The sequence below is a fragment of the Streptomyces roseofulvus genome, assembly GCF_039534915.1.
In the GTDB taxonomy this organism is placed as follows: Bacteria; Actinomycetota; Actinomycetes; order Streptomycetales; family Streptomycetaceae; genus Streptomyces; species Streptomyces roseofulvus.
This window is the reverse complement of sequence record NZ_BAAAWE010000001.1, coordinates 5,844,631-5,867,069: the sequence shown is the minus strand read 5'-3', so window position 1 is coordinate 5,867,069 and position 22,439 is coordinate 5,844,631. Positions and strand designations below refer to the sequence as shown.

Genomic DNA, 22,439 nt, shown 5'->3' with positions numbered 1-22,439 from the left:
CGATGACGACGGCAAGCACCCCCGCCGGCGTGGCGCGGGCCGAGGAGGCCCGCGCCACGGACGGCGCACCCCGCACCGGCGTCGCCTCCGGCTACCTCCGCCACGCGGCGGGGAAGCTGGGCGGCGCGCTCGTCTCCCTCTTCGCCGTCCTGGTCACCAGCTTCTTCCTGTTCCGGATCATCCCCGGTGACCCGGTGAAGGCGATGACCCACGGCATCCCCACCTCGGCCGAGCAACTGGCCACCCTGCGCCGCCAGTTCGGTCTCGACCTGCCGCTGTGGCAGCAGTTCGCCGACTACTGCGCCAAGGCGCTCGGCGGCGACCTCGGCACCTCCTTCCAGTTCCGCGCCCCGGTCGGCGAGCTGATCGCGGCGAAGCTGCCCGCGACCCTGCTGCTCACCGGGGTCGCCGTGGTCCTCTACTCGGCGCTCGGGCTGTGGCTCGGCACCCGCTCGGCGTGGCGGCACGGCGGCCTCGGCGACCGGGTGAACACCGGCCTCGCGCTCACCCTGTGGTCGGTGCCGTCGTTCTGGCTCGGGCTGCTCCTCATCATCGTGTTCTCAGTGGGGATGGGACCGATCCCGGGGCTCTTCCCGACCGGCGGCATGGAGTCCGGGACCGGCGAGACCGGCTTCGCGTACGTCCTCGACGTCGCCCACCACCTGGTGCTGCCCGTCGTGACGCTGGTCGCCGTCGGGTACGCGCAGACCCTGCTCGTGATGCGGTCCTCGCTCCTCGACGAGATGGGCGGCGACTATCTGACGACCGCCCGGGCCAAGGGGCTCAAGGACGACGAGGTGCGCCGCCGGCACGCGGTGCCCAACGCGCTGCTGCCGACCGTCACCATGGTCTTCATCAACCTGGGTCACGTGGCGGCCGGTTCCATCCTGGTGGAGACCGTCTTCTCCTGGCCGGGGCTCGGCGGCCTCTTCTACCAGGCGCTCAGCGTGCCCGATCTGCCGCTCGTGCAGGGCCTGTTCGTCGTCTTCGCCGGAGCGATGATCCTGATGAACCTCCTGGCCGACCTGCTCTATCCGCTGCTCGACCCCCGGGTGGGCCGATGACCTCTCTCGCATGGGAGCGCCGCAAGGGCTCCGCGGCGCGCTTCTGGAAGACGTACCGGACCCACCGGGCGGGCCTGTACGGGCTGGCCGGCCTCGCCCTGATCGCGCTGCTCGCGCTGACCGCCCCGTGGACGGTCGGCGCCGACGTGCAGTCGGTGACGAACGCGCCCGGTACGGCCCTGGAGTCGCCGAGCGCCGAGTTCCCGCTCGGCACCGACCAGTTCGGGCGCTCCCTGCTCGGCCTGCTGATCTGGGGCGCGCGGATCTCCCTGCTCGTCGGGCTGCTCGCGGCGACCCTGTCGGTCGCCATCGGCACCCTCGTCGGGGTCCTCGCCGGCCACTACGGCGGCTGGCTCTCCACGGTCGTCATGCGGATCACCGACTGGTTCCTGGTGATGCCGACGCTGGTCCTGGCGATCGTGCTCGCCACCGTGATGTCCCGGTCGATGTGGACGGTGGTGCTCGCCATCGGCGTCACCTCCTGGCCGACCACCGCCCGGCTGGTGCGGGCGCAGACGATCGCCGTCGAGTCCCGCCCGTACATCGAGCGCGCGACCGCGCTCGGCGGCGGCCACCGGCACGTCATGGCCCGGCACGTGCTGCCGAACGTGATGCCGCTGGTGCTCGCCCAGACCACCCTCGGCATCTCCACCGCCATCCTCACCGAGGCCACCCTCGCCTTCCTCGGCCTCGGCGACCCGACGGTCGTCTCCTGGGGCGGCATGCTCCAGGACGCCCGCGAGGCCGGCGCGGTCTCCTCCGGGCACTGGTGGTACCTGGCCCCGCCCGGGATCGCGATCGCGCTGGTCGCGCTCGCCTTCACGCTCTGCGGCCGGGCCGTCGAATCCGTGCTCAACCCGAGGCTGGGGGTGGGGCGTTGAGCCTCCTGGAGATCAGGGACCTGCGGGTCACGTACGGCTCCGGGGCCGGGGCCGTACCCGCCGTGCGCGGGGTCGACCTCACCCTGGAGGCCGGGTCGAAGCTGGGCGTGGCCGGCGAGTCCGGCTGCGGGAAGTCGACGCTGGCGCTCGCCCTGCTGCGGCTGCTGCCCGCGACCGCCCGGCTCGACGGGGAGATCCTCCTCGACGGGGAGGACGTCCTCGCCATGAAGTGGGGGCGGCTGCGGGCGGTCCGCTGGGCGGGCGCCTCGATCGTCTTCCAGGGCGCGATGCACTCGCTGAACGCGGTCCGCCGGATCGGCGACCAGATCGCCGAGCCCCTGCTCGTGCACCGGCGGGCCACCCCCGCCGTGGCCCGGAAGCGGGTCGCCGCCCTCCTCGACCAGGTCGGCCTGCCCGCCTCCCGGGCCGCCGCGTACCCGCACGAACTCTCCGGCGGACAGCGGCAGCGCGTGATGATCGCGATGGCGCTCGCCTGCGAGCCCCGGCTGATCGTCGCCGACGAGCCGACCACCGCCCTCGACGTGATGATCCAGGCGCAGATCCTGCGGCTGATCGAGCGGCTGGTCGCCGAGGAGTCCATCGGACTGATGATGATCAGCCACGACCTGGCGGTGCTCGCCGACACCTGCGACCGGCTCGCCGTCATGTACGCGGGCCGGATCGTCGAGGAGGGCCCGGCCGCCGAGGTGTACAGGTACGCCGCTCACCCCTACGGGCGGGCGCTGTCGTCGGCGTTCCCCCGGATCGGCGACCCGGCGTCGCGGCGGGCGCCGCGAGGTCTGCCCGGCGACCCGCCGGACCCGGCGGCGCTGCCCGCCGGCTGCGCCTTCCACCCCCGCTGCCCGGTGGCGGTGGCGGAGTGCGCCGAGGAGGACCAGGAACTGCGGGCGGCGGGCGACGGGCGACGGGCCGCCTGCGTCCACGTCGGAAGGGACAGCGGATGACCTTGCTCACGGCCAGCGGGGTGCACGTCACCTTCCCGGGGCGGCGGGGCGCGCCGCCCGCCCGGGCGGTCGACGGGGTGGACCTGGAGATCGGCGCGGGCGAGATCGTGGCCCTGGTCGGCGAGTCCGGCTGCGGCAAGACGACCCTGGCCCGGACGCTCCTCGGCCTGGTGAAGCCGCGGGCCGGCACGGTCTCCTTCGCCGGGGAGCCCCTCGCGTACACCTCCCGGGCTCTCAAGGCCTACCGGCGGCGCGCCCAGCTCGTCCTCCAGGACCCGAGCGGCTCCCTCAACCCCCGGCACACCGTGTACGAGGCGGTCGCCGAGGGGCTGCGGATCCACGGCGTCCACCGCGACGGGGCGGACGAGCGCGCGGCGGTCGCGGAGGCCCTCGCCCGGGCCGGGCTGCGGCCGCCCGAGCGGTTCTTCCTGCGCTACCCGCACGAGCTGTCCGGCGGGCAGCGGCAGCGGGTGGTGATCGCGGGGGCGCTGGTCCTGGAGCCGGAACTCATCGTCGCGGACGAGCCGGTGGCCTCCCTGGACGCGTCGGTACGCGGCGAGATCCTGGCGCTGCTGCTCCGGCTGCGCGACGAACTCGGGCTCTCGGCCCTGGTGGTGACCCACGACCTGGGCCTCGCCTGGAACATCGCGGACCGGGTGGCGGTGATGTATCTGGGCCGGGTGGTGGAGACGGGGCCGGTCGAGTCGGTGCTGACGGCGCCCCGGCACCCGTACACCCAGGCCCTGCTGTCGGTGCTGCCGGAGTCGGAGGCGGCGCCGGTGGTGCTGAGCGGGGAGCCGCCGGACCCGGCCCGCATCCCGGGCGGCTGCCGCTTCCACGCCCGCTGCCAGGTCCTGGCCTCGGGCACGGCGGCCCCGGTCGCCGACCGCTGCCGGACGGAGCCCCTGCCGGTGGTCCGCGCGGGCGGCGGAGAGCCGGGGGTGGCCTGCCACTGGGCGACCTCCGGCGACGACGGCTGACGGCGAACCGCCCGGCGACCCTGGGGGCGGCGGGTCGCCGGGCGGTGGTGCGGGGGCCGGCGTCAGCCGGCCGGCTGGACCGGATGCGGCGCCGGCTGGGCGGCCGCCGGGGTCGCGGGCTTCGCGCCGGCCGGCTGGGCGCCCGACGGGGTCTGCGGCTTCGCCGCGGAGGGGGCGGCCTTCGGGAGCACCTCGCAGGCGGCGATCGAGGTGCGCGTCGAGACCGACTTCACGGTGCAGGTGTCCCGTCCGACGCCCGCGTCGACCATGCCCCAGTGCGGGCCGACCGTGAGGATCGTGCCGCCGGGGCCGCTGATCGTGTCGTCGCCGGGGCCCGCCTGGATCAGGCCGCCGGACTCGGGGCCGAGGCCGGCGGCCTCGATGGTGTCGGCCTCGCTGCCGCCCAGCACGCGGCCGGAGAAGTCGACGACCCCGACCTTGATGGTGTCGGCGCCGTCGTTGCCGGTGACGATCCCGCCGCCCCGGTTGAACTTGCCGGGGGCGCCGCTCACCGAACCGGTGGTGATCTTGTCGTCGCCGTCGTCGCCGTGCACGACGGCCCCGTGCTCGGCGCCCTCGCCGACGACCGTGGCGACCTTGATGACGTCGTTGCCGCGGTTGCCGCGGACCATGCTGGAGGCGTTCTGCGGCACCAGGTGCTTGGCGCGGATGACGTCGTCGCCGTCGCCGCCCATCACGGCCGAGTCGATGACGAGGCCGCGGACCTCGATCATGTCGTTGCCGCCGCCGCCCCAGACGGTGACGTTCTCCAGGTCGCTGTCGCAGAAGATGTTGTCGTCGCCGGAGGAGCCGCTGACCATGTCGCCCGGCGGGGCGGCGACCCCGTTGACCCAGCACTGGTGCATCGGCACCCGGGCCGCACCGGGGGCCGCGGCCTCGGCGGGCGCCACGGCGAGCGAGGCGGCGGCCGCTCCGGCGAGCAGCGCGGCGAGCGCGACGGGGCCGCGCGGCCGTCGACGGGAGGGCGGTGTGGGGGACATACGACTCTCCTTGGCGGGTGTGTGCGTCTGCGGGGTGGTGACCCGCCCGGTCGGACCGGGCGGGGTGGGACGGGACGGTGCCGGCGGGGCGTTCAGGCCCTGCTGCGGGCGTGCTGGAAGCGGGGCGAGTAGCCGACGATCCGGCGGGCGCCGAGCTGCGGTTCGGCGGGGCGGGGCGAGGTGGTCCAGCGGCCCAGGCACATCTCGGCGGTGATGCCGGGGCCGAAGCCGGCGAGGATGCCGCGCGCGCCCTCCGGCTGCCCGCCCTCGTCGAAGAGCCGCCGGACCGCGTCGAGGACGACGGCGCTGGCGATGTTGCCGTACTCCGTGAGGGTCGCCCGGCTGAACCGGAAGGCCTCCGGCGGCACTTCGAGGAAGAGGCTGAGGTCGTCGAGGATCCGCGGACCGCCCGCGTGGATGATGTAGAAGTCGAGGTTCCCGGCGTCCCAGCCGTGCGCGCCGGCGATCTCGCGGAGCGCGGGGGCGAGCGGTTCCATCGTCGTCGGCACCCGCTTGTCGAGCAGGAAGTGGAAGCCGGTCTCGCGGACGCTGTAGGCGATCCAGTCCTCGGTGTCGGGCACCAGGTGGGAGTTGTTGCGCTCCAGGAGGATGCCGGTGCCGCCGCGGCCGCGGACCACGGCGGCGGCGACGGCGTCGCCGAAGAGGCCGTTGGAGAGCAGCGAGCCGACGCCGAGGTCGGTCGGCTGGTAGCAGAGCGAGCAGAACTCGCAGGCCACGATGAGGACGTTGGCGTCCGGGTAGGCGGTGCAGAAGTCGTGCGCCCGGTTGATCGCCGCCCCGCCGGCGGCGCAGCCGAGCTGGGCGATGGGCACCTGCCGGGTGTGGCTGGGGAAGCCCATGGTGTTGATCATCCAGGCGGTGAGCGAGGGCATCATGAAGCCCGTGCACGACACGTAGACGATCATGTCGATGTCGGCCGGGCGCAGTCCGGCGTGGCCGAGGGCCTCCTCGACGACGGCGGGGACCCGGGCCTTCGCCTCGGCCTCGTACAGCTCGTTGCGTTCCTGGAAGCCGGGATGGGCCAGGGTCTTCTCGATGGGCTGCACGATGTGCCGTTTCGCGACACCGGTGTTGCCGATCAGCCGCAGCGCCAGGGGGAGTTGGGGGTGGTCGGAGTGGCGCGCACGGGCGAGGTCGAGCGTCTCCTCCATCGTGATCACGTGCTCCGGCACGGCCACCGCGGGTTTGCACAAGGTCACCACGGCACTCGCTCCTTCTTCTCGATCGGCGGACTGCGGCCCACACTCACCCGCTGATCGCGAGCCCGCAACCGCGAGCGTGCCCGGCTCGTCACGGTGGGTGAGTGCGGGTGTCGGCCGTCCGAGGGGCTGTACGGCCTTCGGCGTGTCGCGTCCGCCCGCCGCCGGGAAAAGCCTCCGCATGACCTCCGAACCGCTGATGTCCGGCCGCCCGGCGTCCGGATCCCCGGCCCCCGGATCCCCGGCCTCCGGCTCTCCGGCCTCCGGTGCCCCGGCGCCCGGATCCGCCCCCGCCGGCTGCCCCGGCGCCACCCGTCCGGCCCGCACCTGGTCCGTCGACGACCTGCCCGCGCTCGACTTCGACCCGCTCCTGACCGAGCTGCTCGCGAAGGAACCGGTCTCCCGGATCCGGCTGCCGTTCGCCGCCGAGAACGAGGCGTGGCTGGTCACCCGGTACGCCGACGTCCGGGCGGTCACCTCGGATCCGCGGTTCAGCCGGACGGCCCTGCTGGACCGGCAGGTGACCAAGATGACCGGCCACATGGTGGCCTCGAAGGCGGCCCTGAACTACGCCGATCCGCCGTACCACACCCAGCTCCGCAAGGCCGTGACCAAGACCTTCACCGGCCGGGGCGCCCAGCGGCTGCGACCGCTCGCCCAGGCGGCCTGCGACCGGTTCCTCGACGCCATGGAGGAGGCGGGCCGGCCCGCCGACCTGATGCGGCACCTGCACGGGCCGCTGCCGATGGCGGTGGTCTGCGATCTGCTCGGCATCCCGGAGGAGGACCGGGCCGAGCTGGCGTCCTGGCCGGACCTGATCCTCTCCTCGGGCCCCGGCCCGGAGGGCAGCCGCGCCGCCAAGGCGCAGATCCACGGCTACATCACCCGGCTGCTCGAACAGCGCCGGGCCGAGCCGCGGGAGGACCTGGCCGGGGAGCTGGCCGAGTCCCTGGCGGAGGGCCGGATCAGCGCCGACGAGGCGGTCTCGCTCGCCATGGCGATCCTGATCAGCGGCGCCCACGCGGTCCGCAACAACAGCGCCAACATGGTGTACGTGCTGCTCACCCGCCCGGACCTGCTCGCCCGGCTGCGCGCCGAGCCGGAGCTGCTGCCGCAGGCGGTGGACGAGCTGCTGCGCTGGATCCCGCACCGCAACGGCGTCGGACTCCCCCGGATCGCGACGGAGGACGTCGAGATCGGCGGGGTCGTGATCCGCGCGGGTGAGGCGGTGTACGCCTCCTACCTGGCGGCCAACCGGGACCCGGAGGTCTTCGCCGACCCCGACGTCCTCGACTTCGACCGCACGGGCATCGGGCACGTCTCCTTCGGCCACGGGCCGCACCACTGCATGGGCGCGATGCTGACCCGGATGGAGTCCGAGGTGATGCTGTCCACGCTGCTGGCCCGCTATCCGGAGCTGCGGCTCGCGGGCCGGCCGGAGGACGTGCCCTTCCAGTCCCAGGGCCTGATCCGCGGCCCCCGGGAGCTGTACGTCACCTGGTGACGGCTCCGGGCGGGATCACTCCGCCGCGGCGTCGTACGCGGCCGTCAGCGCCCGGCACTTGTCGACGTCGGCGGCCATGGCCACCAGCAGGTCGTCGAGGGTGTCGAACTTGAGCATGCCGCGCACGTAGGCGAGGAAGTCGACGGAGACGTGCAGCCCGTACAGGTCGAGGCCCTCGCGGTCGATCGCGTACGCCTCCACCGTCCGCTCGGTGCCGTCGAACTGCGGGTTGGTGCCGACGGAGATCGCCGCCGGCATCCGCTCGCCGTTCGCGGTCAGCCAGCCGGCGTAGACGCCGTCGGCGGGGATCGCGGTGTGCGGCAGGGTCTCCACGTTGGCCGTGGGGAAGCCCAGCTCGCGGCCGCGCTGCGCGCCGCGCACGACGATGCCCTCGACCCGGTGCGGCCGGCCGAGGATCTCGGCGGCGCCGGCCATGTCGCCCTCGGCGACCAGCCGTCGGGTCAGGGTGGAGGAGAAGGGCTGCCCGCCGCCGGCGGTCCCGCTGACGTACAGGTCGATCACCTCGACCTCGTAGTCGTAGGTGGCGCCCAGCTCGGTGAGGAACTCCACGTTCCCCGCGGCCCGGTGGCCGAAGCGGAAGTTCGGGCCCTCGATGACGGCCCGCGCGTGCAGCTTGTCGACGAGCACCTTGACGATGAAGTCGGCCGGCGACAGCTGCGAGAACTCGGCGGTGAACGGCAGCACGAGCACCGCGTCCACGCCCAGGTCGGCCATCAGCTCGGCGCGCCGGTGGTGCGGGGCGAGCAGCGGCGGGTGGCTGCCGGGGCGCACCACCTCGGAGGGGTGCGGGTCGAAGGTCACCACGACGGCGGGGACGCCCAGCTCGCGGGCGCGCTCGACGGCCCGCCCGATGATCAGCTGGTGTCCGCGGTGCACACCGTCGTAGGAGCCGATGGTGACGACGCTGCGCCCCCAGTCCTGGGGGATGTCCTCCAAGCCACGCCAGCGCTGCACTGTGACCGCTCCTCGTCCGCCTGTTCGCCCTGTGCGCCCATTACGCAGGTCTAAGACTGCCATGCCCGGGCCCGTCGGTTCGCATCGGCATGGGCACTGCCGGGTGCGCGGGGCGCGGGCACGGTCTCCGCGAGCAGGGCGGCGAAGGCCGGGTGTTCGGCGGCGAGCGCGGTGAGCAGCCGGTCGCGGTGGGCCGCGCCGCCCGGGTCACGGGCGTAGAGGGCGGCGGTACGGGTCAGCAGGGCGTGGCTGCGGGGGCGCGGGCGGCGGGCGGCGCCCTCGGCGGCGGCGGTCAGCAGGGCGTCCGGCACGGTCCGCTCGCCCGGCTCGGCGGCGTAGGTCTCGTGGTCGAGGAGGACGTCGAGGAGTTCGGCCCGCAGGTGGCGGGAGGCGCCGGTGCCGGGGGCGGCGAGGACGGGGGCGAGGGCGCGCCGGACGGCGGCGGGCCGGCCGTGGATCAGCCCGACGACCAGGGGGAAGAGCACGGCCCGGGCGGTCGGCCCCTCCTCGAACCGCAGGTCGAGGTAGCCGGCGGCGTGGACGGCGCCCTCGGGGTGCCGGGTGACGTAGGCCCGGACGAGGAGGGCGATCCGGCGGGTGAGGGCGGGCGTGTCGACGGCGGCGAGGGCCCGCAGGACCGCTCCCGGGTCGCGGCCCTCGTCCAGCCGGTCGCGGAGGGCGTCGAGGACCGGCCCGGGGTGGTCGGCGAGGGCCGCGACGAGCGCGTCGGCCGGCACCCGGGGGTCGGCGACGGCCCGGGCCAGGTACGCGCCCCGGGTCTGCGGGTCGCGGACGAGGATGCCGAGGGCGGCGCCGTGCAGCGGCCGGTCGCCGGGGCGGGCGAGCAGCGCGCCGGCCGCGTACCGCAGCAGTTCGCGGTCCTGGCCGTGCGGGCCGCGGGTGGCCAGCAGGCTGCCGTACGCGGCGGCGGCGAGCCGCCGCTCGGGGCGCAGGTCGTCGTGGGCCCACCGGTCGACGGCCCGGCAGAGCGCGGACGGCTCGTCGTCGACGAGCGCGCCGAGCAGTCCGTCGGCGAGCGGGTGGGCGGTGGCGGCCAGCGCCTCGCACAGGTCGTCGGCGGCGGTCCCGCGGTGGGTGTGGAGCAGTTCCTGGGCGGTGGTGGCGACGGTGGCGTACGGCCGCGCGGGCAGTGGGCGGGCGTCGGTGAACCAGCGGCAGAGCAGCGGCTGGACCTCCCGGGGCCGGGCGGCGAGCAGCTCCTCGACGGCGTCGAGGAAGGGGGCGGGACCGGGGGGCGGCGGGTCGGCCGTGACGAGGCGGCGCAGCAGGTCGAGGCGTTCGTCCTCGCCGACGGCCACCGCGCGCCACCAGTCGGCCCCGAGGCCGGCGAAGGCCCCGGCCCGGTCGCCGCCCTCCCCCACGCGGTCGGCGAGCCGCCGCAGCACGGGCAGGTAGGGGCGCGGGTCGCCGATCCCGGCGAGGGTCCGCACGAGCAGGGTGCTCCCCCACCAGACGGCGTCCTCGGGCGTCTCCCGGCCGGCGCCGGCCAGGAAGTCGACGAGTCCGGTCAACCGGGGTGCCAGGGCCGCGGCGCCGCCCTGGCGGTGGGCGAGCAGCAGCGCCTGGACGACCGTCCCGATCCGGTGCCGGGGCACGGCGAGCCGCGACGCGGCGCCCGGTTCCGTCGCCCCTCCGCGCCGGCGCCCCCGGGCCCGGTCGGCGGCCGGCCCGGCGGGCGCGTCGGGCGGGGCCGCCGCCGGGCCGCGCCGCCGGCGCCCGCGCGGCCCGGCGGGGGCGTCCGGCGCCTCGCGGCGGTCCGGGTCGACGTCGTCGTCGGGCGGGGTGGGGGCCGGCGGCTCCGGCCGGTCGGAGGCGGTGGGGCGGGCGTGGACGAGGGTGTCGAGGGCCGTGTCGAGGTCGAGGTGGGCGGCCTGGAGCCAGTCGGCGACCTCCTCGTGGGCGAAGCGGTAGCCGGTGCCGGCGGGAACGAGCAGGCCCTCGGTGAGGACGGCGGGGGCCCAGCCGTCCCGCCACGGGAAGAGCTCCTCGAAGGAGGCCCGGTCGAGGAGGCCGTGGCCGGGGCCGAGGCAGCGCCGGGCGGCCTCGTGGACCTGGCCGGTGACCCGGGCGGCGAGCCGGCGGACGGCCGGGCCGCCGGGCCGCGGGCGCGCGTCGGCGGCGATCCGGACCGCGATCCGCAGGCACATCAGGTCCAGGTGGGCGGTGAAGATCTCGGTCCGGCCGGGCCGTCCGGGCACCTCGCCGGGGAGCGCGGCCCGCACCTCCGCGAGCAGCCGCAGGGCGAGCGGGTGCCGGGCGTCGGCGGGGGCGAGGTCGTCGTCGCCGAGCCCGTACCCCTGGCGTACGGCCCTGGCCTCGGCGTCGGTGAGGTCGCCGAGCGGCAGCACGGCGGGGGCGGTGCTCCAGAGGGCGGCGGCCCGCTCGGCGTACTCGGGGCGGCAGGCGAGGACGAGGCGGGTGCCGTGGGCGCGCAGCCAGCGCTCGGTGGCCCCGGTCCAGTCGGCGAGCCGGTGGCCGAGGAGCGGGGGCATCTCCTCGGGGGCGTCGAGGACGACGAGGAGCGGCCGCCCGGCGGCCCGGGCGAGCGCGGCGGCCCGCTCGGGGGTGACGGGGTCGCCGGAGGCCCCGGAGGCGGCGGCGATCCGGGCCGCGCGGTGCAGCAGCCGCCCGACGGCGTCGGCGACCGAGCCGTCCGCCTCCAGCAGGTCGGCGCCCCGCAGCCGTACGGTCGGCGCGGACGCGCGCCGGGCCGCCCGCTCCTCGCAGAGGGCCCCGAGCAGGGTCGTACGCCCGCTGCCGGGCGCGCCGACGACGGCGAGCACGGGGACGGCGGGGTCCGGGTCGCCCGGGCGGGGGTCCGGTCCGGCGAAGCGGGTCAGGGTGCCGAGGGCGGCCGGGCGGGTGACCGGGGCGGGCCAGGGGGACGGGTCGCGGGGCGGGAGCGCGGTGGGGGTGGTGAGTTCGAGGACGGCGGCGAGGTTGAGGTCGGGGCCGTAGGCGGGGACGGTGGCCGCGTTGCGGCGCAGGAGGTCGCCCAGGGGGCCGTCCGGGCGGAGCGGGACGGCGTGTCCGGCGGCGCGGGGGTCGCCCTGGAGCGCGGTGCCGACGACGCCGAGGACGGTGCCGGTGGCGCTGTCGAGGACGGGTCCGCCGGCGGCCGGACCGCCGAGCCGGAGCGCCTCGGCTCCCTCGGTGCCGATGGCGAGTTCGAGGGCGTCGGCGAGGACGTGGAAGCGGTCGGTGGCGGTGTACGTGACGGCGGCGGGGCCGAGGACGCGGGCCTCGCGCCAGCCGTGCGCGGCGATCCGGACGTAGGTGCCGGGTTCGACGGCCGCGCGGGTGGCGAGCGGCAGCGGGCGCACGCCCAGGCCCTCGGTGCGGATCAGCGCGAGCCCCTGCTCGGGGAGGGCGGTGACGGCGTCGGACTCGGCGAGCCAGGTCCGCTCGCCGGGCGCGTGCAGCACGACGCGCGTGAGCCCGTCGACGGCCTCGTGGCTGGTGACGAGGGTGCCCTCGTGGTCGGCGAGGAATCCGGTGCCGCGCGGCCGGCCCGCCAGATCGCAGATGCGCACCAGCCCCACCGGCTCCGCCAGGTCCCCGCGTCCCATGGTGTGGAGGGTAGGTCGGGGCGCTCCCCGCCCGGCGCGGATCGGCGAACGCGCCCCCTCGTACGCCCAGGGTTCACTCCGAGCGCTTCCCCGATGGAGTGAAGAAACACGGAAGGGCGGGCGCGCCGCGCGCACCCGCCCTCCGCGTGACGTGTCAGCCGAAGACGGCCAGGCTCTTCGCCTTGCCCCGCTGGTCCTCGACCAGCGCGAGCAGCTTCCCGTCCGGCCCGAAGACCGCGACCGGGCCCGCGGGGTACTCCGGCATCTCCAGCCGCACCCCGTTGAGCAGCAGCCGGGCCCGCTTCTCGTCGACGTCCCAGCGCGGGAACGCCGCCTCGGCGGCCTCGGCGACCGGCATCACGGTCAGCTCCTGCTGGAGCTGGTCCAGGGTGCGGGCGCTGTCCAGCTTGTACGGGCCCACCCGGGTGCGCCGCAGCGCGGTGAGGTGCCCGCCGACGCCGAGTCCGGCGCCGAGGTCCCGGGCCAGCGCCCGGATGTACGTACCGGAGGAGCAGACCACGGAGACGACCAGGTCGACGACGGGCGTGCCGTCCTCGGCGGTCTCCTCGCGCACGTCGTACACCCGGAAGGAGGAGACGGTGACCGGACGGGCCGGGATCTCGAACTCCTCGCCCCCGCGCACGCGCGCGTAGGACCGCTTGCCGTCGATCTTGATCGCGGAGACCTTCGACGGGACCTGCATGATGGCGCCGGTCAGCTCCGCGACCCCCGCGTCGATCTGCTCGCGGGTGACCTTCGACGCGTCGACCGACGCCGTGATCTCGCCCTCGGCGTCGTCGGTGATCGTGGTCTGGCCCAGGCGGATGGTGCCCAGGTACTCCTTCTCGGTCAGCGCGAGGTGACCGAGGAGCTTGGTGGCCCGCTCCACGCCGAGGACGAGGACGCCCGTGGCCATGGGGTCGAGCGTGCCGGCGTGGCCGACGCGGCGGGTCCTGGCGATCCCGCGCATCTTGGCCACGACGTCGTGCGAGGTGAAGCCCGACGGCTTGTCGACGATGACAAGGCCGTCGGGCGTCCGGTCGTTGATCATTCGGCGGCTTCGTCCTCGCCCGGCTTCTTGTACGGGTCGGCGTCGCCCGCGAAGGTGGCGCCCGAGGACGCCTCCCGCACCTGGGCGTCGGAGGCGCGCGCCTTGTCGAGGAGGTCCTCGATGGTCCGCGCGTTCTCCGGGAGGGCGTCGGCCACGAAGGCCAGGGTCGGGGTGAACTTGGTCCCGGCCGCCTTGCCCACCGCCGAGCGCAGGATGCCCTTGGCGCTCTCCAGGCCGGCCGCGGCGCTCGCCCGGTCCTCGTCGTCGCCGTAGACCGTGTAGAAGACCGTGGCCTCCCGCAGGTCACCGGTGACGCGGGTGTCCGTGATGGTCACGTGCGTACCCAGGCGCGGGTCCTTGATGCCGCGCTGCAGCTTCTCGGCGACCACCTCCCGGATGAGGTCCGCCAGCTTCTTCGCCCGCGCGTTGTCGGCCACTGGTCCGTCTCCTTCTTTGCCTTGCTCATTCAGTCTTCATCAGTGTGGAGCCTTCGGCGCACCGAGAGCAGCTCCACCTCCGGCCGCGCGGCGACCAGCCGCTCGCAGCGGTCCAGGACGCCGTTCAGGTGCCCCAGGTCCCCCGACACCATGGCGACGCCGATCTCGGCCCGCCGGTGGAGGTTCTGGCCGCTCACCTCCGCCACGCTCACCGAGAACTTCCGCTGGAGCTCGGCGACGATCGGCTTCACGAGGGAGCGTTTCTCCTTGAGCGAATGGACGTCGCCGAGGAGCAGGTCGAAGGACAGAGTCCCCACATACATGTGTGTCCGGATGTCCCGCCGGTTCGGGGTCAGTGGCCCCGCCAACCGCTGGACGGGGACACCGAAACCGTACACGGAACGGCCGGGGCCGATCGACGGAATAACCTCCGCCGACCGGCCCCGGCACTTCACCGCGTGTTACGCGCGCGGCTTCTCGCGCATCTCGTACGTCGCGATGACGTCGTCGACCTTGATGTCGTTGAAGTTTCCGAGGTTGATACCACCCTCGAAGCCCTCGCGGATCTCGGTGACGTCGTCCTTGAAGCGACGCAGACCCTCGATGTTGAGGTTCTCGGCGATGACCTTGCCGTCGCGGATGAGGCGCGCCTTGGTGTTGCGCTTGACCTCGCCGGAGCGGATGAGGACACCGGCGATGTTGCCGAGCTTGGAGGAGCGGAAGACCTCGCGGATCTCCGCGGTGCCGAGCTCGACCTCCTCGTACTCCGGCTTGAGCAGACCCTTGAGGGCCGCCTCGATCTCCTCGATCGCCTGGTAGATGACCGAGTAGTACCGGACGTCCACGCCCTCGCGCTCGGCCATCTGCTGCGCACGCCCGGCGGCGCGCACGTTGAAGCCGATCACGATGGCGTCGGAGCCCATCGCCAGGTCGATGTCCGACTCGGTGACGGCACCCACGCCGCGGTGCAGGACGCGGATGTCGACCTCCTCGCCGACGTCCAGCTGGAGCAGGGAGGACTCGAGGGCCTCGACGGAACCAGAGGCGTCACCCTTGATGATCAGGTTCAGCTGCTGGATCTCGCCGGCCTTGAGCACCTTGTCCAGGTCCTCCAGCGAGACGCGGCGGACGCGCTTCGCGAAGGCCGCGTTCCGCTCGCGGGCGGCACGCTTCTCGGCGATCTGGCGGGCGGTGCGGTCCTCGTCGACGACGAGGAAGTTGTCACCGGCACCCGGGACGTTGGTGAGACCCAGGACGAGGACGGGGGTCGACGGGGTCGCCTCCTCCACGTTGTTGCCCTTGTCGTCGAGCATGGCCCGGACGCGGCCGTACGCGTCGCCGGCGACGATCGTGTCGCCGATGCGCAGCGTTCCGCGCTGGACCAGGACCGTCGAGACGGCGCCGCGACCGCGGTCGAGGTGCGACTCGATGGCGATGCCCTGCGCGTCCTGGTCCGGGTTGGCCCGGAGGTCGAGCGAGGCGTCGGCCGTGAGGATGACGGCCTCCAGCAGGGAGTCGATGTGCAGACCCTGCTTGGCGGAGATGTCGACGAACATGGTGTCGCCGCCGTACTCCTCGGCCACCAGACCGAACTCGGTCAGCTGACCGCGGACCTTGACCGGGTCCGCGCCCTCGACGTCGATCTTGTTGACCGCGACGACGATCGGGACGCCGGCGGCCTTGGCGTGGTTGAGCGCCTCGATCGTCTGCGGCATGACGCCGTCGTTGGCCGCGACCACGAGGATCGCGATGTCGGTCGACTTCGCACCACGGGCACGCATGGCGGTGAACGCCTCGTGACCCGGGGTGTCGATGAAGGTGATGCGACGCTCTTCGCCGTTGACCTCGGTACCGACCTGGTAGGCACCGATGTGCTGGGTGATGCCACCGGCCTCGCCCGCGACGACGTTCGTCTTGCGGATGGCGTCGAGGAGTCGGGTCTTACCGTGGTCGACGTGACCCATGACGGTCACGACCGGCGGACGGGAGACCAGGGCCTCTTCGCCGCCCTCGTCCTCGCCGAACTCGATGTCGAAGGACTCGAGAAGCTCGCGGTCCTCCTCCTCCGGGCTGACGACCTGGACGACGTAGTTCATCTCCTCGGCCAGCATGACCAGCGTGTCGTCGGAGACGGACTGCGTGGCCGTGACCATCTCGCCGAGGTTCATCATGACCGCGACGAGCGACGCCGGGTTGGCGCCGATCTTCTCCGCGAAGTCGGTGAGGGACGCACCGCGCGACAGGCGAATGGTCTCGCCGTTGCCGCGAGGCAGCATCACGCCGCCCACGGACGGGGCCTGCATGGCCTCGTACTCCTGGCGCCTCTGCCGCTTCGACTTGCGACCGCGACGCGCGGGACCGCCGGGACGACCGAAGGCGCCCTGCGTGCCACCACGGCCACCCGGACCGCCGGGACGGCCGCCGAAGCCGCCGGGACGACCGCCGAAGCCGCCGCCACCGCCGCCGGGACCACCCGGACGACCGCCGCCGCCACCGGGACCGCCGGGACGGCCGGCGAAGCCGCCGCCACCGCCGCCGGGACCGGCCGGACGACCGGCGAAGCCGGGACGACCGCCGCCGCCACCGGGACCGCCCGGACGACCGCCGGGACCACCGGGGCCACGACCGCCGGGGCCGGGACGCGGGCCGGCAGCGGGACGCTGCGGCATCATGCCCGGGTTCGGACGGTTGCCGCCGGGCGCGCCACCGGGACGCGGGGCCTGCGGACGGGGCATGCCACCCGGGGTCGGACGCGGAGCGCCGCCCTGGGGACGCGGGGCGCCGCCGGGGCCGCCCTGCGGACGCGGGGCGCCCGGAACGGCACCGGGGCCGCCGGGACGCGGGGCGCCGCCGCCGGGACGGGGCGCCTGCGGGCGCGCCATGCCGGTGGAGCCGCCGGAGGTGAAGGGGTTGTTGCCCGGACGCGGGCCGGCCGGACGCGGGGCGCCCGGACGCGGGGCCTGCTGGCCGGGACGGGGGGCCTGCTGACCCGGGCGCGGCGCGGCCTGGCCCGGACGGGCACCGGTCGGACGCGGGCCGGAGGCGGCACCACCGGGACGCTGACCACCCGCGGCCGGAGCCGCCGGAGGCGCGGTGAACTCCGGGTTGGTCGGAGCCGGGGCGGCGGGCGCCGGCTTGGGCGCGGGAGCCGCGGGCTTCGGACCCGGGGTCGGACGCGGGCCGGGGGCCGGCGTCGAGGGCTTCTCGGCCGCCGCGGGCTTGGGCGCCGGGGTGGGCGCGCCAGGCTTCGGGGCAGCGGGACGTGCGGCGGCGGGCGCCGAAGGCGCCGGCGCGGCCGGCTTGGGGGCGGGCGCCGACTTGCGGGGCGCGCCGGGCTTGGCAGCGGTCTTGCCGGCGGAACCGCCGGGACCCTGCAAAGCGTCAGTCAACTTGCGCACGACCGGCGCCTCGATCGTCGAGGACGCCGAACGGACGAATTCACCGAGTTCCTGGAGCTTGGCCATCACGACCTTGCTCTCCACACCGAACTCCTTGGCGAGTTCGTATACCCGGACCTTAGCCACATCGCTCCTTTTAGGTCCGGTTACCGCCGGACCGTCGCTACTTCATGGGCGTACTCATCGCGTACTCATCGAGTGCTCATCGCAATCTCGACCTACTTCCGACTCGCGAGGTACCTGACCGCACGGGGTTCCGTGCCGTACTTCCTGTTCACTGCGGTGCCGCCTGGGCGGCCTGCTCGACGTGTTCCCGCAGCGCCGCCGTGTCGAGCGGCCCCGGGACCCTGAAGGCCCTCGGGAACGCCCGGCGGCGGGCCGCCAGGTCGAGACAGTGCAAGGCGGGGTGCACGTACGCACCCCGGCCGGGCAGCGTACCGCGATGATCGGGGACGCACTCGTCCTTGTTCACCACGATCCGCAGCAGATCGCTCTTGGCCGCTCGCTCCCGGCATCCCACACAGGTTCGCTCAGGGCACGCGCGGGCATGCGTCCGGCCAGACACGATTAAGTCTACCTCCCCGTACCGACCTCACCCGTTTGGGGCAAAAATCGAACAGCTGTTGGCCAAAAACGATCTCCGGCTTGCGGGCGGTGCCGCTCAGCCCTCTTCGGCCGCGGTCTCGGTGTCCGGCCGGATGTCGATCCGCCAGCCGGTGAGCCGCGCGGCCAGCCGGGCGTTCTGCCCCTCCTTGCCGATGGCCAGGGAGAGCTGGTAGTCGGGGACCGTCACCCGGGCGGACCGGGCGGCGGCGTCGACGACCTCGACCTTGGAGACCCGGGCCGGGGAGAGCGCGTTCGCCACCATCTCGGCCGGGTCGTCCGACCAGTCGACGATGTCGATCTTCTCGCCGAGCAGCTCGGCCATCACGTTCCGCACCCGGCTGCCCATGGGGCCGATGCAGGCGCCCTTGGCGTTCAGGCCCGAACGGGTGGAACGGACCGCGATCTTGGTGCGGTGACCGGCCTCACGCGCGATCGCCGAGATCTCGACCGAACCGTCGGCGATCTCGGGCACCTCCAGGGCGAAGAGCTTCTTCACCAGATTGGGGTGGGTGCGCGAAAGGGTGACGGACGGACCGCGGACACCCTTGGCCACCCGGACGACGTACGTGCGCAGCCGCAGGCCGTGCGTGTACTCCTCGCCCGGCACCTGCTCCTGCACCGGCAGGATGGCCTCCAGCTTGTCGTCCAGCTTGACGAGGACGTTCTTCGGGTCCTTGCCCTGCTGCACCACACCGGCGACGACATCGCCCTCGCGGCGGGCGTACTCGCCGAAGGTGACGTCGTTCTCGGCGTCGCGCAGCCGCTGCTGGATGACCTGGCGGGCGGTGCTCGCCGCGATGCGGCCGAAGTCCGACGGGGTGTCGTCGAACTCCTTGGGCTCCTGCCCCTCCTCCAGGTCGGCCGGGTCCTCCTCGGCCCACACCGTCACGTGACCGGTGTGCCGGTCCAGCTCCACGCGCGCGTGGCGGCGGGCGGACGGGGTGCGGTGGTACGCGATGAGGAGGGCCGACTCGATCGCCTCGACCAGCATCTCGAAGGAGATTTCCTTCTCCTGCGCCAAGCCCTTCAGAAGCTTCACGTCGATGTCCACGGCTACGCCTCCTCTTCCTTCTTGTCCTTGCGGTTGAACTCGATCTCGACACGCGCCTTGGCGATCTCGGCGAACTCCACGCGGCGGGCGGTGGCCTTGCGGCCCTTCACGCCCGGGACCTCGGTGTCGAGGCCGTCCTCGTCCACCGCCAGGATGCGGGTGACCAGGTCCCCGCCCTCGACGAGCTGGAGCTTCACCAGCCGGCCGGTGGCCCGGACGTAGTGGCGGTGCTCGGAGAGCGGACGGTCGGCGCCGGGGGAGCTGACCTCCAGGACGTACTCGCCGTCGCCCATGGCGTCGGTCTCGTCCAGCTTCGCGGAGATCGCGCGGCTCAGCTCCGCGCAGGTGTCCAGCTCCACGCCCTCGTCGGAGTCGACGACGATCCTCAGCAGTCCGCGGCGGCCGGCCCGGGACACCTCGATCTCCTCCAGATCCAGGTTCTCCGCGTGGACGAGCGGCTCAATGAGTCCGCGCAGCCTGTCGCTCTGGGTGGTGCTCATCCGGGTGACTCCTCGGCCGCGTGTGCTGTTGTGGGTACGTCGCTTGTCGCTGCGTGTCGGATCAAGGGTATCCGGTCCCGGAGGGTGTTGCCGTCCACGGCCGGGGCCCCCACGGGTACGCTCGCCTGCGGTGATCTTCGAAGGGCGGCCGGGAGGGGTCCTGCATGCTGAGGGAGAGAGCGTGACGACGACGGGCAGACGCGCCGTGCTCGCGGCGGGGGCCTCGGCCGCCGCGGCGGCCCTGACGGGCTGCACCTCCGACGGCGCGGGCCCGCGCCGCCCGAGCGCCGCGGAGGAGGCTGCGGCCCGCGAGGCCGAACGGGTGGCCCGCGCCGAGGCGGCCCTCCGGCGCCGCGCGGTGACCGCCTCCCGGACCCTGCTGGAACGTTACGACGCGACGCTGGCCGCCCACCCCGCCCTGCACGCGCGCGTGCACCCCCTCCGCGCCTCCGCGGCGGCCCACGTCGCCGCCCTCGGCGAGGGCGACCGCCCGGCCCCCGGCTCCCCGTCCGGAACCCCGGCCACCGCGACGGCCTCCGGCTCCGCGGCCCCCGCCAGGGCCGTGCCGACGGATCCGAAGGCCGCGTTGCGGGAGCTGGCGGGGGCGGCTCGGGCCGCGTCCGACGCGCACACGGCCGAGCTGCTCGCCGCGCCGCCCGAGTACGCCCGGCTGCTCGCCTCCGTGGCCGCCGCCGGCGCCGCCCACGCCTACCTCCTGACCGAAGGGGCCCGCGCATGAGCGCCCTGCAGGCCGCCCAGGCCGCCCTCGCCGCCGAACACGCGGCGGTGTACGGCTACGGCGTCGTCGGCGGCCGGGTCGCCGAGGACCGCCGGGCCGAGGCGACGGCCGCGTACCAGGCGCACCGGGCCCGCCGGGACGCGCTGCGCCGCACCGTCCGCGACCTCGGCGGCACGCCGGCCGCCGCGGCCGCCGCGTACGAGCTGCCCTTCCGGGTGGCGGACCCGGCGGGCGCGGTGCGGCTCGCGGCCGTCCTGGAGGACAGGGTGGCCGGGGTCTACTCCGACCTGGTGCGGGCCGCCGACGGCGCGCTGCGCACGGAGGCCGCCGCCGCGCTCCGGGAGGCGGCGGTCCGCGCGGTGCGGTGGCGCGGCAGCGACGTAACCTTTCCTGGGCTCGCCGAGCGGGTGTGAGTCCGGCCCCCACCAGCCCTGATCACCCCGCCCCAGCAGAAGGAACAAGGCACGCATGGGTTTCGAAGCGCCCCGGCGACTGGTGACGGCGCTCCACGAGCGGTACGGCGAGGCCGCCGCGGCCGACTGGCTCGGGCGGCTCCCCGGCCTCGTCGAGCGGGTGCCCCAGGAGGCCGGTCTGACCGTCGAGCGGGTGGTGGCCCCCGGCGGGCGCGGCAGTCTGGTCCTGCTCGTCCGCGACGCCGCCGGCACGCCCGCCGCGCTGAAGATCGCGCCGCCGTACACCCGTCCGGAGCAGGAGCGGGACGCGCTCGCGCACTGGAACGGCTGGGGTGCCGTACAGCTCCTCGGGGAGGCCCCCGAGGGCGCCCTCGTCCTCGAACGGCTGCACCCGGAGGTGTCGCTCCGCTCGCTACCGGAGGCCAAGGCGCTCCTGGAGGCGGCCGGGACCGTACGGAAGCTGTGGGTGGACCCGCCGGCCGGCCACGGCTTCGACTCGGTGGCCGAGCGCACCGCCCGCCAGGCGGAGGCGATGGAGCGGCACCGCGCCGACCCCGTCGCCGGTGACCTGGCCGCCGCGGCGCTCGCCGCCCGCGAGGAGCTGCTGTCCGGGGCCGCCGAGGAGCTGTTGCTGCACGGCGACTTCCGGCAGGGCAAGGTCCTCGGCGGCGACCGCTCGCCGTGGCTGGCGGTCGGGCCCGACCCGGTCGTCGGCGAGCGCGCCTACGACCTCGCGCGGCTGGTCCGGGAGCGGGTCGAGGACCTGGTCGCCTCCTCCGCCGGCGCCCCCGCGGCCCGGCGGCGGGTCAACAAGCTGGCCGACTCGCTCGACGTCGACCGGGAGCGGCTGCGCGGCTGGACGCTCTTCCGGGCCGTCGAGTCCGGCACCCGGGCGCTGGCCGGCGGGCGTCGGCAGGAGGCCGAGTGGCTGCTGGAGTTCGCCGGCTGGCTGTGAGTCCCCGGGCCTTCTGAGGGGAATACCCTTTTTGTATCCCTTTCTCAGGGGGCCCGCGATGATCGAAGACATCCTCCTGGCCGTGGCGGGGGCGGCCGTCGCCGCCGTGGCCTACGTCGGCGCGGCGGCGCGCGTCGTGAAGCAGTACGAGCGGGGCGTCGTCTTCCGCTTCCGCCGGCTGCGGGGAGAGGTGCGTCCGCCCGGCTTCACGATGATCGTCCCGGCGGTGGACCGGCTCCACAAGGTGAACATGCAGATCGTCACGATGCCGGTGCCCGCGCAGGAGGGGATCACCCGGGACAACGTGACGGTCCGGGTCGACGCGGTCGTCTACTTCAAGGTGGTGGACGCGGCGGAGGCGCTGGTGCGGGTCGAGGACTACAAGTTCGCCGTCTCGCAGATGGCGCAGACCTCGCTGCGGTCGATCATCGGCAAGAGCGACCTCGACGACCTGCTGTCCAACCGCGAGAAGCTCAACCAGGGGCTGGAGCTGATGCTCGACTCCCCCGCGATCGGGTGGGGCGTGCAGATCGACCGGGTCGAGATCAAGGACGTCTCCCTGCCGGAGACGATGAAGCGCTCGATGGCGCGGCAGGCGGAGGCGGACCGGGAGCGGCGGGCGCGGCTGATCAACGCGGACGCGGAGCTGCAGGCGTCGAAGAAGCTGGCGGAGGCGGCGCACCAGATGGCGGAGGCGCCGTCGGCCCTCCAGCTGCGGCTCCTCCAGACGGTCATGGCCGTCGCGGCCGAGAAGAACTCGACGCTGGTGCTGCCGATCCCCGTCGAACTCCTCCGCTTCCTGGAGCGGGCCACGCCGGAGGCACCGCCCGCGGCCGCGCCGCCCGGGCCCGCGCCGGAGCCGCTCCCACCGGTCGAGGACCTCACCGGCCCCTCGGTGGACCCGGCCCCCCGAAACCTCCCGCCCGACGTGGCGGCGTGACAGTCCCGCCGGGCGCGTTCGCGGGTCGGCGCCGACTGCAGGCCCTCCGCACAGGCGGGCCTTCCGCCCCTCCGCCGTGCCCAGGCTTCCGCGCCTGAACCCGCACCCCGTGCACGACGCCGTACGGGTGCGGGTCCAGGCCCGGGGCGCGGAGGCACCACTGGGGGTG

General features: G+C 74.7%; 20 protein-coding genes. 9 read left to right on the top strand and 11 right to left on the bottom strand.

Going from position 1 to position 22,439, the window contains the following annotated elements; translation table 11 throughout:
- The first annotated feature begins 2 nt into the window (after window positions 1-2).
- From ABFY03_RS27225 to ABFY03_RS27210, 4 genes are read left to right on the top strand one after another with little or no spacing between them, the layout of a single operon-like run.
- Window positions 3-1,064, top strand: coding sequence for an ABC transporter permease (locus ABFY03_RS27225; RefSeq protein ID WP_319011219.1), 1,062 nt, complete (start codon window positions 3-5; stop codon window positions 1,062-1,064).
- Complete coding sequence (locus ABFY03_RS27220) at window positions 1,061-1,945, top strand: ABC transporter permease (RefSeq protein ID WP_319011220.1); 885 nt, start codon at window positions 1,061-1,063, stop codon at window positions 1,943-1,945. The genes ABFY03_RS27225 and ABFY03_RS27220 overlap by 4 nt, the downstream gene beginning before the upstream one ends.
- Window positions 1,942-2,910 carry an ABC transporter ATP-binding protein gene (locus ABFY03_RS27215; protein ID WP_346171024.1) on the top strand — a complete coding sequence of 323 codons (969 nt, stop codon included), beginning with the start codon at window positions 1,942-1,944 and terminating at the stop codon, window positions 2,908-2,910. The genes ABFY03_RS27220 and ABFY03_RS27215 overlap by 4 nt, the downstream gene beginning before the upstream one ends.
- A complete protein-coding gene (locus tag ABFY03_RS27210) occupies window positions 2,907-3,890 on the top strand; it encodes an ABC transporter ATP-binding protein (protein ID WP_346171023.1) in 984 nt (327 codons plus the stop codon). The genes ABFY03_RS27215 and ABFY03_RS27210 overlap by 4 nt, the downstream gene beginning before the upstream one ends.
- A gap of 62 nt (window positions 3,891-3,952) precedes the next feature.
- On the opposite strand, the gene ABFY03_RS27205 is transcribed toward ABFY03_RS27210, so the two are convergent.
- Together ABFY03_RS27205 and ABFY03_RS27200 are read right to left on the bottom strand one after the other, a co-directional pair.
- Window positions 3,953-4,891, bottom strand: coding sequence for a hypothetical protein (locus tag ABFY03_RS27205; protein ID WP_319011223.1), 939 nt, complete (start codon window positions 4,889-4,891; stop codon window positions 3,953-3,955).
- A 92-nt stretch (window positions 4,892-4,983) separates the two neighbouring features.
- A complete protein-coding gene (locus tag ABFY03_RS27200; RefSeq protein ID WP_346171022.1) occupies window positions 4,984-6,294 on the bottom strand; it encodes a type III polyketide synthase in 1,311 nt (436 codons plus the stop codon).
- On the opposite strand from ABFY03_RS27200, the gene ABFY03_RS27195 reads away from it, so the two are divergent.
- Window positions 6,293-7,615, top strand: a complete 1,323-nt coding sequence (locus ABFY03_RS27195; RefSeq protein WP_319011225.1) for a cytochrome P450 — start codon at window positions 6,293-6,295, stop codon at window positions 7,613-7,615. The two genes, ABFY03_RS27200 and ABFY03_RS27195, sit on opposite strands and share 2 nt — an antisense overlap.
- 15 nt (window positions 7,616-7,630) lie before the next feature.
- On the opposite strand, the gene ABFY03_RS27190 is transcribed toward ABFY03_RS27195, so the two are convergent.
- From ABFY03_RS27190 to rimP, 9 genes are all read right to left on the bottom strand, one after another.
- Window positions 7,631-8,590, bottom strand: a complete 960-nt coding sequence (locus tag ABFY03_RS27190) for a bifunctional riboflavin kinase/FAD synthetase (protein WP_319011226.1) — start codon at window positions 8,588-8,590, stop codon at window positions 7,631-7,633.
- 50 nt (window positions 8,591-8,640) lie between these two features.
- The gene (locus tag ABFY03_RS27185) at window positions 8,641-12,180 is read right to left on the bottom strand and encodes a trypsin-like peptidase domain-containing protein (protein WP_346171021.1); all 3,540 of its coding nucleotides are present in this window, start codon (window positions 12,178-12,180) and stop codon (window positions 8,641-8,643) included.
- A 154-nt stretch (window positions 12,181-12,334) separates the two neighbouring features.
- Window positions 12,335-13,231 (bottom strand): tRNA pseudouridine(55) synthase TruB, encoded by an 897-nt coding sequence (gene truB / locus ABFY03_RS27180; RefSeq protein WP_319011228.1) that lies wholly within the window; start codon window positions 13,229-13,231, stop codon window positions 12,335-12,337.
- A complete protein-coding gene (rbfA, locus tag ABFY03_RS27175; protein ID WP_319011229.1) occupies window positions 13,228-13,668 on the bottom strand; it encodes a 30S ribosome-binding factor RbfA in 441 nt (146 codons plus the stop codon). The genes truB and rbfA overlap by 4 nt, the downstream gene beginning before the upstream one ends.
- 29 nt (window positions 13,669-13,697) lie before the next feature.
- Complete coding sequence (locus ABFY03_RS27170; protein ID WP_031008504.1) at window positions 13,698-13,991, bottom strand: DUF503 domain-containing protein; 294 nt, start codon at window positions 13,989-13,991, stop codon at window positions 13,698-13,700.
- 138 nt (window positions 13,992-14,129) lie between these two features.
- Window positions 14,130-17,192 carry a translation initiation factor IF-2 gene (gene infB / locus ABFY03_RS27165; RefSeq protein ID WP_319011230.1) on the bottom strand — a complete coding sequence of 1,021 codons (3,063 nt, stop codon included), beginning with the start codon at window positions 17,190-17,192 and terminating at the stop codon, window positions 14,130-14,132.
- Between the two features lie 148 nt (window positions 17,193-17,340).
- Window positions 17,341-17,631 (bottom strand): YlxR family protein, encoded by a 291-nt coding sequence (locus ABFY03_RS27160; protein WP_319011231.1) that lies wholly within the window; start codon window positions 17,629-17,631, stop codon window positions 17,341-17,343.
- Window positions 17,632-17,727: 96 nt separating this feature from the next.
- Complete coding sequence (gene nusA / locus ABFY03_RS27155; RefSeq protein ID WP_319011232.1) at window positions 17,728-18,723, bottom strand: transcription termination factor NusA; 996 nt, start codon at window positions 18,721-18,723, stop codon at window positions 17,728-17,730.
- A gap of 2 nt (window positions 18,724-18,725) precedes the next feature.
- Window positions 18,726-19,223 (bottom strand): ribosome maturation factor RimP, encoded by a 498-nt coding sequence (rimP, locus tag ABFY03_RS27150; RefSeq protein ID WP_319011233.1) that lies wholly within the window; start codon window positions 19,221-19,223, stop codon window positions 18,726-18,728.
- A gap of 181 nt (window positions 19,224-19,404) precedes the next feature.
- Here rimP and ABFY03_RS27145 point away from each other — a divergent pair, with 181 nt between their 5' ends.
- The 4 genes from ABFY03_RS27145 to ABFY03_RS27130 are packed head-to-tail and all read left to right on the top strand — an operon-like array spanning window position 19,405 to window position 22,270.
- Window positions 19,405-19,962 (top strand): hypothetical protein, encoded by a 558-nt coding sequence (locus ABFY03_RS27145; RefSeq protein WP_346171020.1) that lies wholly within the window; start codon window positions 19,405-19,407, stop codon window positions 19,960-19,962.
- Window positions 19,959-20,375, top strand: coding sequence for a ferritin-like domain-containing protein (locus ABFY03_RS27140; protein ID WP_319011235.1), 417 nt, complete (start codon window positions 19,959-19,961; stop codon window positions 20,373-20,375). The genes ABFY03_RS27145 and ABFY03_RS27140 overlap by 4 nt, the downstream gene beginning before the upstream one ends.
- Before the next feature lie 55 nt (window positions 20,376-20,430).
- Complete coding sequence (locus ABFY03_RS27135) at window positions 20,431-21,330, top strand: aminoglycoside phosphotransferase family protein (RefSeq protein WP_346171019.1); 900 nt, start codon at window positions 20,431-20,433, stop codon at window positions 21,328-21,330.
- Window positions 21,331-21,388: 58 nt separating this feature from the next.
- Complete coding sequence (locus ABFY03_RS27130) at window positions 21,389-22,270, top strand: slipin family protein (protein WP_346171018.1); 882 nt, start codon at window positions 21,389-21,391, stop codon at window positions 22,268-22,270.
- The last annotated feature ends 169 nt before the right edge of the window (window positions 22,271-22,439 follow it).